We start from the raw sequence: 8,626 nt of genomic DNA on the forward strand, positions 1-8,626 counted from the left end.
TCTCTTTTGCTTGAAAGATTAAAAAAAGAAATCCTCTCAAACGATTTGATCAGTGTTTATTATGAAAGTGTTGTTGAAGATGTGCGCGGATTTATGGGCAATTTTGAAGTAAAAATCAGCCAAAGAGGTAATGGAGGAATAAGCCCTTTCAAATGCGGAGTTGTTGTAGTGGCAACAGGAGGCAAGGAATATAAGGGGAATGAATACCTCTATGGTGAGAGTGAAAATGTCAAAACTCAGCTTGAACTCGAGGAAATACTAAAAGAAAACCCGGATGAAATTAGTAATCTAAAAAGAGTTGCAATGATACAATGTGTTGGGTCAAGAAATGAAGAAAGACCATATTGTTCGAGAATATGCTGTACGGAAGCGATAAAGAATGCACTCAAAGTGAAGGAACTTTCTCCTGATACTGAAGTTGTCGTTTATTATAGAGATATCCGCGCTTTTGGATTTAGGGAGAAATATTATACAAAGGCAAGGGAGAAGGGCATCATTTTTATCTGTTTTAATGAAGAAGAACCGCCTGAAGTAGAGGAGAAGGAAGGAAAAATCAGGATAACTGTAAAAGATAGGGTTTTGGGATTAAAGGTAAGCCAAACATTCGATTTGCTTGCGTTGAGTATGGCAGTTGTGCCTTATGAAGAAAACAAAGCGGTATCTGATGCTTTGAAAATTCCCTTGACTGCTGATGGATTTTTCCTTGAAGCGCATATGAAACTTAAACCCGTGGATTTTGCATCAGAAGGAATATTTCTTTGCGGAATGGCGCATTTCCCAAAGTTTATGGAGGAGAGTATAGCGCAAGCACTTGCAGTTTGCGGGCGAGCAAATACTATTCTTGCAAAAGATAAACTTTATGTTGGAGGATCAATTGCAGTTGTAGATGAAAACAAGTGTGCATCCTGTTTGACCTGTGTGAGGACTTGCCCTTATCAGGTACCAAAAATTTTGGATAGAGTAGCACATATAGAAGTTGCCCAGTGTCAGGGATGTGGCACCTGTGCGGCTGAATGTCCTAATAAAGCGATCCAGCTTCTTCATTACACAGATGAACAAGTTATAGCAAAGTGTAATTCATTTACATTGCAAGAAGAGAAATTAAAGAAAGAGAGAGAGGAAAAGAAGAAAGAATTGGGAGAAAGTTCCCAAGAATTGCAGCAAGAAAAACAAAATCATCAATAAATTATGGAAGAGCTAAAAGAAGATAGAGAACTAAGAGGCGAAGGCGAAATGATGACTTCAGGCGATTATGAGCCGGAAGTCATAGCTTTTTGTTGTTATTATTGCGCATTTGCAGCGGCTGATATGGCTGGGTCATTGCGACTTCAATATCCTGCAAATGTGAAGATTATCAGGATACCCTGCACAGGCAAACTTGACATTGTTTATATATTGTCTGCCTTTGAAAATGGAGCGGATGCTGTGTTCGTAGCAGGATGCCTTGAAGGCAACTGCCATTATTTAAAGGGCAACATTCGTGCAAAAGCGCGTGTGATGAGCTTGAAAAAGATGTTTGAAGAAATAGGAATTGAACCTGAACGGCTTGAAATGTTCAATATGTCCTCTTCAATGGGACAGGCATTTGCAGAAGCGGCAACGGAGATGACGCAAAGGGCACTTAAATTAGGAAGAAGTCCTGTTATTACGGGAAGGAAAAAGAAGAATGAGTGAGATTACACTTGAAAATAAAACAAAGGAATTTCGTGAGCTGATTGAGAAAATCAGCAGGCAGAATGTAAATGCCTGTTATCAGTGCCTTAAATGTAGTGCGGGATGTCCAATGGCAGATGAGATGGATTATACACCGGCGCAGATAATTCATGCAATACGTTTGGGGCTGGAAGATTATGTGATTACAAGCGGCACTATATGGGTATGTGTAAGTTGTGAAACCTGCTCCACAAGATGCCCGCAGGGAGTCGATATTGCCCATATAATGGATGCGGCTCGAAATATAGCATATAGGCGCGGGATTAATCCGCCAGCAGAATCAAGGGAGATTTCTGACTTTTACACTGTTGCTCTTAATAACATAAGGGCTTATGGACGGATGTATGAGCTTGGTTTGGTATTAGGGCATAAAATAAAGACAGGCGACTATTTTAAAGATATGAAGCTTGGTATGAAGATGGGATTGAAAGGGAAGCTTAAACTTCTGCCAGCAAGAATACGCAATGTCAAAGCTATTGATAAGATATTCAAGAAAGTTTCTGAAATTGAAGAGAAGGAAAAGGTATGAGTTATTCATATTATCCGGGTTGTTCGCTTCATTCAACAGGTGCAGAATATGATGTTTCCATAAAATTCGTTTTTAAAAAACTCGGAATTGAATTTGAAGAGATAAAAGGATGGAACTGCTGTGGGACAACTCCTGCGCATTGCACTTCAAAATATCTATCAATAGCTTTGCCCGCGAGAAATTTGAAACTTGTCGAGGATTCTGGCAATAGTAAAGTTGCTGTGCCTTGCGCTTCCTGTTTTTCAAGGCTGAAGAGGGCACGATACGAGATATCGCAGGACAAGGAGTTGGCGCAGAAGGTCAATGAGATTATAGAAGCAGATTTTTCAAACACTGTTGATGTCATTCATCCCCTTGACATTATAAAGAACGATATTGGAATCGATAGGTTGAAAGAAAAGATGGAAAAATCTCTTTCAGGCATAAGAGTTGCCTGTTACTATGGATGTCTTATGACGAGGCCTCCTGAAGTAACTGAGTTTGATAACTGTGAATATCCTGTTATTATGGATGAAATACTTTCAGAAATGGGTGCAGAGCCAATAGATTGGGGGTATAAAACCGATTGCTGTGGAGCAAGTTTTTCCATTTCGAGAATCAGTTCTTCCTTGAAGCTAATGAGTAAAATTTTTAAAGATGTTGCTTCAAGAGGTGCAGACTGCATTTCTGTTGCCTGTCCATTGTGCCATGCAAATTTGGATACGAGACAGGAAGATATCAATAATGCGGAAGGCACAAAATATAGCATTCCTGTCTTCTATTTTTCTGAGCTATTAGCCCTAGCCCTTGGTGCAAAGAAGGGAGACCTTGCATTTAGAAAACATATTATAGACCCATCTGTGATTCTTCAGCAGTATGATATTGGATAAATAATTTTCCCGATTGGAGGTATCTTATGGCAAGACCAATCTTATTCCTTTTAAAACCGGGATTTTTTGATGGCAGTGAAGGTCCCTTTTTTTGTCCTGATTGTGCAATGGTTGAAGGTTTTTTGGCTTATATGCCTCAGATTGGGGATGAAGTTGAAATTAGAAGAATAGATTTTAAGAAACCAAGAAAGGAAATTGTCGAACTTCTTGGAGAAGAAAATCAGGGATGTCCCGTCCTTATTCTTACGAATGATGCAGATAATGTTTCTGATGAAATTAAAAGGAGTCAAACAACAGGGCGAAGCTTTATAGCTGGTGCTCTGGAAATTTGTCGTTTTTTAGGCAAAAAATTCAGATTTGCCATACCTCATTCTTAGGAAAAGCTCCGAAATTTTAACTTTCAGACAGATTCTGTTATCCTCTTGAAATTAAAATGACACCTGCAAAAATTGAAAAATTCGTAATTGTTCTTCTAATTGCCATTGCTATTTTTTTTATATTTCTTCGTTTCATCCATTTGAAAGCAGATTTTCCTTCAAGCATAACATGGTCAAGTGCGCTTTATACCGATGAAGGATGGTATTCAAGCGGCGCAATATCTTATGTGCTTAGCGGCAATTGGTATAGGAAGGGAGATTTCAACCCGGCAATCAATATGCCACTGTTTCATTTGATTCAATTCGTCGTATTTTCATTATTGGGAAAGAGTTTGTTCTCTGCAAGAATTACAGGCGTATTTTTTTTCATACTCCTTACAATTTTAGCCACCTTATTGGCGTATAGGTATGTTGATAAGAAAGGGGCTTTTTTCACTGCTTTTTTCCTTTCTATCAACTATATCCTTTTTTCATATTCTCGCCTTTCGCTTCTTGAAATTACTATGGTATCATTTGTTCTCCTTTCATTGTTTACAGTTTCATCTTTCAGAGGATCGAACGATTTTCTCGTTATAACTGTATCATCTTTGATTCTGTTTCTTGCGCAATTAGTCAAAGCAACTGCCTTTTTTGCCATTCCTCTTTTGATTTATATTTCATTAATGAGAAGTGAAAGATGGAGAAAAAAGTTTTTATTTACTCTTACCATCCTATCTTCTTTTTTTATTTCAACAGTATTCTACAATATTTATGTAAGAAGTATTTATCCTGAAGACTTTTCCTATTTTAAAACAATCAATGTTGATGAAAGAATGTTGACAGACGGGTTTTCAGTATGCAAAAACTTTTACCAATCTCTTTTGGCAGGACGATTGATAGAGCCCTTTATTTACATAATCGTGATGATTATTTGTTTTATTGCTTTTTTGTCTTCTGAAGAATTTAGAAGAAATAAAATCGTCATTCTGTCTCTATTATGGATTGCTTCTTATAGCGGCGTATTGGCTTTCAGTAAATATCATCCCCCTCGTTATTTTCTGCCTTTGGCAGTACCCATTGCTTTTTTATTTGGAATTGTTATCTCCTTCATTTGGCGGAAATCAAGCAGAAAGTATGCCATTTTTGTTTCGTTGCTCGTTGTTGTGTATTTGCTTTTTTTCGATGGCTACAAAATTGTAAAATACATAACAAATCCTCATTATAGTTTTTTTAATATGTCAAAAGAAATTAACAAGATTGTCCTCAAGGAAAATTCCTCTGATGAAAGAATGATTTTAATGGGGGATTTCGCTGATTCTATTGCATTGACTGCAAATGTTTATCCAATAAATGCAAAAGTAGGGACAAAGCAGTTGAACTGGAAAATAAGGAAATATTCTCCTCAATATTTTGTTTCTCTTGGGAAGGATGCGAGCACTTTAGGTTTGTTGTCTAAAAGCTGTAAAGTGAAAAAAATTGGCGAATGGAATGTCTTTGATAACTATTATTTTGGAAGAAAAGTCTTGCTGTACAGGTTATCAAAGTAGAGGACAGGGGACACATCGATTTGCCGGAGCTTTCTTTTTTATTTTTCAGTTTTTTTTGTGTTAGAAAAAATAGATAAGGAATGTTGAAAATACTTCTGATGAGATATGGCTTGATATATTTTTATAAAAAGGTAAAAGGAAAAAACTTGAAAAGAATAGTTAGAGCATTTTTAAATGATTAACAAATTATAGAAGAGAATAATCATATTTTTTAAAGGAGGAATAATATGGCAAAGATAGAAGGTTATGAAATGCCTGATGAGCTTTACTATCATACTGAGCATAGTTGGGCAAGAGTGGAAGATGGAAATGTAAGAGTTGGTATGACAGATTTTTTCCAGCAACAGGCAGGGGCTGTGGTGTATGTCGATTTGCCTGATGAAGATGATGATGTAGAGGCAGGAGAAGTTTGCGGCAAAATTCAGACAAGAAAGTGGATAGGAAAACTTGTAGCACCTGTTGGAGGAACGATAATAGAAGTGAACGAAGAGGTCAATGAAGATAATACGCTTATAAATAAAGATCCTTACAATGAGGGATGGATTCTTCTCATTGAACCTTCAAATCTCGATGAAGACCTCGGCAATTTAATCCATGGCGATAAAGTTGAAGAATGGATCAAATCTGAAATCAAGAGGGCAGAAGAATTGAAAGCGCAAGGTGGAGGCGGAGAATAAATTCTCTCTGCAACCCTCTTTTGGAGTAAATATCATCGTATTTATTTTTAAATCATAGGAGAGGATTGAAAAGTGGAGAAGTGGCGATATATCAAGGAATGGGATAAGCTTGTTACTCCTGAATATGGATTGGCTGTTGATGATACATTGCCTTATTCTGTTGCAGAAAAGGATTCCCCTCCAATACTTCACCTCTACCGATTTGAGCCATCGGCAATAGTAGGGAAGTATCAAGATATTCGAGCAGCGCTGAAGATTGACCGCTGTAAGGAGCTTGGAATACATTATAATAGAAGAAGTACAGGCGGCGGCACTGTCATAATGGGGCCAAAAGCAGTTGCCCTTGGCTTTGGAATTTCATTAAAGCATCCTGCAATGCAGGGAGGAATAAAAGGCATCTTCAATACTATGAGCCAAATACTTATCAGAACATTGGCTGATTTTGGAATCAAGGGCTCATTTCGCCCAAAAAATGATTTGGAGGTTAATGGGAAGAAGATAGCAGGGCTTTCAGCTTCGGCAGATGTTGATGATGCAATACTTTTTCATACAAGTCTTCTAATTGATTTTGATATAAATTTGATGCTTGAAATTATGAATACTCCAGTGGAAAAGATTTATGATAAAGGTTACAGCTGTTTTAGTGAAAGAATGACAACTATGGAAAAAGAGATAGGTGAAAAGATTGATGTTGAAGTTGTTATGGAAAGTTTAAAAAAGTCATTCGAAAAGCAGTTTGGAGTTGTATTTGAAGAAGATGAACTGAGTGACTGGGAAAAACAAAAAGTAAAATGGTTTGATGCAAAAAGATATCGCGACGAAAAATGGATATTTTCTAAAAGACATCCAAAATACAAGATGGGGGAAGGGCTTCTTAAAACTCCCGGAGGATTGTTACAGGTATATATATCACTTGCAGGTGGAGTGATAGAGAATCTTATGATAACAGGTGATTTTTTTTCAACAGGCGAAGATATTAACCGCCTTGAATCAAATTTGAAATATACAATGGTTAATCGGGAGAATATCGAGAATTCCCTCAGACAAATATGGAAGGACGATATTATTTATGGGGTAGATATTCCTACATTGACAACTGCAATTCTAAAGGCAAGTGAAAACTGTGTTTAATTATCTCCAGTGAATGATTGTATTTGATTCAATTGGCGGCATTCATATCAGAGAAAGGACTTGTCGAGAAGTTTTCCTGAAAAGAGATTTTTAGAAATGTATGAAATGAAAAACCAAAAAAATAAAATTCTAAGTAAAAAGATAGTTACGAACGAAAGCCCTGAAACAGTCAAATTGAGTCTTGCATCGGCGATGGCTTTGGATTTAAAGCCGGGATTATTTTATCGGAATGCGCAGAATCCCTGTATCAATATTCTTTTGAAGTATAATGAAGGTTGTTATGCCAAATGCGCTTACTGTGGGCTGTCAAAAGCGCGAAATGGTGAATATGATGAAAAATCATTCATCAAAGTCGAATGGCCATCATATCTGCTTGAAGAAGTTGTAAAAGCTATTGAGAAAAAGAGAGAAAGAATTAAACGAATCTGTATCTCAATGGTGACTAATCATCGCGCAATTGCAGATACTCTTCAAATCTTGACATATATTAGAAACCGTCTTGATACACCAATTTCGGTATTGCTTTCTCCCACAATAGTAAAGAAGAAGGATATGGCAAGAATGAAAGAGGCAGGTGCCGATAAAGTTGGGATAGCGCTCGATGCAGCAAATAAAAAGATATTCGACCAATTGAGAGGAAGAGAGGTTAAAGGTCCCCATAAGTGGGAAAGGTATTGGGATGCTATTGATGAAGCTGTTGAAATATTTGGGAAGGGTAATGTGGGCATCCATATGATTGTTGGCTTAGGCGAAAGTGAAAAGGAATTCGTCGATTTAATGTTCGAGTTTAGAAGGCGCGGTGCTAAAACCCATCTCTTCTCATTTTTTGCAGAGGAAGGGTCTCCATTAGAAGGTCTTTCACCTCCTCCTATGGGCAAATATAGAAGAATGCAGATAGCAAGATATTTGATTGATGAAAGGCAAATCGATGAAGATGAAATAACTTTTACTGAGAAAGATGAAGTGAAATCCTTTCTAATACCGGCAAAAGAATTTGAAGAAATGATCAGTGATGGCACTGCTTTTGTTACAAGCGGCTGTAGTGGAAAAGATGGAAAAGTTGCATGCAACCGTCCCTATGGAGACAGCCTACCGGGTGATAATATCAGAAGCTATCCTTTCAAGCCCGATTCTTTGGATATAGCAAGGATAAGGAAGCAGATTTTTAGTTATGAGTGAACAGCTCGATAAAGAATTTGAATCTCTTCTGGAAGAATCACGAGCTCTTTCATGGAAAGAATTTGGCAGAAGCATAACTATGTATCTGCCGGGAATGATAAGATGCGGCAGTGAAACTGGCCTTTATCCTGCTGTTTCCATATCAGGAGGCAAGTGCCTTCTAAATTGCGACCATTGTATGGGCAAGGTCCTTGAACCGATGATTGAAGCAAAAGACGAGGAAACTTTATTGGATGTTTGCAGGAGGATAAAGGAAAGAAACAATATTGGTGTGTTGTTGAGCGGAGGAAGTGGTCTTGATGGGAAAGTTGGATGGGATAGATATACTGATATCATTAGAAGGATAAAGGATGAGACCGGACTTCATATATCCATTCACACAGGTATTCTGGATAAAGATACGGCTTATTCCTTGAAATCTGCCGGTGTAGACCAAGCACTGACAGATGTGATAGGGAGTGATGACACTTTGAGAGAAGTTTATCATTTAGACTGCGGTGTAAAAAAAATTGATGAAACACTGAACGCTTTATGCGAAGCAGGTATAACAATTGTCCCGCATATAGTTGCAGGTATTCATTATGGAGAGTTTCGTGGGGAATACAACGCTATTGAGATTGTGAAA

At 37.6% G+C, this 8,626-nt stretch carries 10 protein-coding genes; all 10 read left to right on the forward strand.

Features of this window, described 5'->3' with window-relative positions:
- The coding region (locus D6734_06630; protein RMF94930.1) for a CoB--CoM heterodisulfide reductase iron-sulfur subunit A family protein at positions 1–1,185 on the forward strand (1,185 nt) is incomplete at its 5' end.
- 51 nt (positions 1,186–1,236) lie between these two features.
- On the forward strand, positions 1,237–1,674 hold the full coding sequence (locus D6734_06635) for a hydrogenase iron-sulfur subunit (protein ID RMF94939.1): 438 nt from the start codon (positions 1,237–1,239) through the stop codon (positions 1,672–1,674).
- The gene (locus tag D6734_06640; GenBank protein RMF94931.1) at positions 1,667–2,242 is read left to right on the forward strand and encodes a heterodisulfide reductase subunit C; all 576 of its coding nucleotides are present in this window, start codon (positions 1,667–1,669) and stop codon (positions 2,240–2,242) included. The genes D6734_06635 and D6734_06640 overlap by 8 nt, the downstream gene beginning before the upstream one ends.
- Entirely contained in the window at positions 2,239–3,111 is an 873-nt protein-coding gene (locus tag D6734_06645; protein RMF94932.1) for a heterodisulfide reductase subunit B, read from the forward strand. Before D6734_06640 ends, D6734_06645 begins: the two co-directional genes overlap by 4 nt.
- Positions 3,112–3,137: 26 nt before the next feature.
- A complete protein-coding gene (locus tag D6734_06650) occupies positions 3,138–3,488 on the forward strand; it encodes a DUF3088 domain-containing protein (protein RMF94933.1) in 351 nt (116 codons plus the stop codon).
- A gap of 56 nt (positions 3,489–3,544) precedes the next feature.
- Positions 3,545–5,014 carry a hypothetical protein gene (locus D6734_06655; protein ID RMF94934.1) on the forward strand — a complete coding sequence of 490 codons (1,470 nt, stop codon included), beginning with the start codon at positions 3,545–3,547 and terminating at the stop codon, positions 5,012–5,014.
- A 227-nt stretch (positions 5,015–5,241) separates the two neighbouring features.
- A complete protein-coding gene (locus D6734_06660; protein ID RMF94935.1) occupies positions 5,242–5,691 on the forward strand; it encodes a glycine cleavage system protein H in 450 nt (149 codons plus the stop codon).
- 72 nt (positions 5,692–5,763) lie between these two features.
- Complete coding sequence (locus tag D6734_06665; GenBank protein ID RMF94936.1) at positions 5,764–6,822, forward strand: hypothetical protein; 1,059 nt, start codon at positions 5,764–5,766, stop codon at positions 6,820–6,822.
- 96 nt (positions 6,823–6,918) lie between these two features.
- Positions 6,919–8,001, forward strand: coding sequence for a radical SAM protein (locus D6734_06670; GenBank protein ID RMF94937.1), 1,083 nt, complete (start codon positions 6,919–6,921; stop codon positions 7,999–8,001).
- On the forward strand, positions 7,994–8,626 hold a 633-nt coding region (locus D6734_06675), incomplete at its 3' end, for a radical SAM protein (GenBank protein ID RMF94938.1). The genes D6734_06670 and D6734_06675, both read left to right, overlap by 8 nt.

It is taken from the genome of Candidatus Schekmanbacteria bacterium, from assembly GCA_003695725.1.
In the GTDB taxonomy this organism is placed as follows: Bacteria; Schekmanbacteria; GWA2-38-11; order GWA2-38-11; family J061; genus J061.

Bases quoted from the DNA above. Each gene is read 5' to 3' on its own strand.
- D6734_06640 (RMF94931.1), top strand. From the start codon at position 1,667: ATGAGTGAGATTACACTTGAAAATAAAACAAAGGAATTTCGTGAGCTG.
- D6734_06660 (RMF94935.1), top strand. From the start codon at position 5,242: ATGGCAAAGATAGAAGGTTATGAAATGCCTGATGAGCTTTACTATCAT.
- D6734_06650 (RMF94933.1), top strand. From the start codon at position 3,138: ATGGCAAGACCAATCTTATTCCTTTTAAAACCGGGATTTTTTGATGGC.
- D6734_06635 (RMF94939.1), top strand. From the start codon at position 1,237: ATGACTTCAGGCGATTATGAGCCGGAAGTCATAGCTTTTTGTTGTTAT.
- D6734_06670 (RMF94937.1), top strand. From the start codon at position 6,919: ATGTATGAAATGAAAAACCAAAAAAATAAAATTCTAAGTAAAAAGATA.
- D6734_06655 (RMF94934.1), top strand. From the start codon at position 3,545: ATGACACCTGCAAAAATTGAAAAATTCGTAATTGTTCTTCTAATTGCC.
- D6734_06645 (RMF94932.1), top strand. From the start codon at position 2,239: ATGAGTTATTCATATTATCCGGGTTGTTCGCTTCATTCAACAGGTGCA.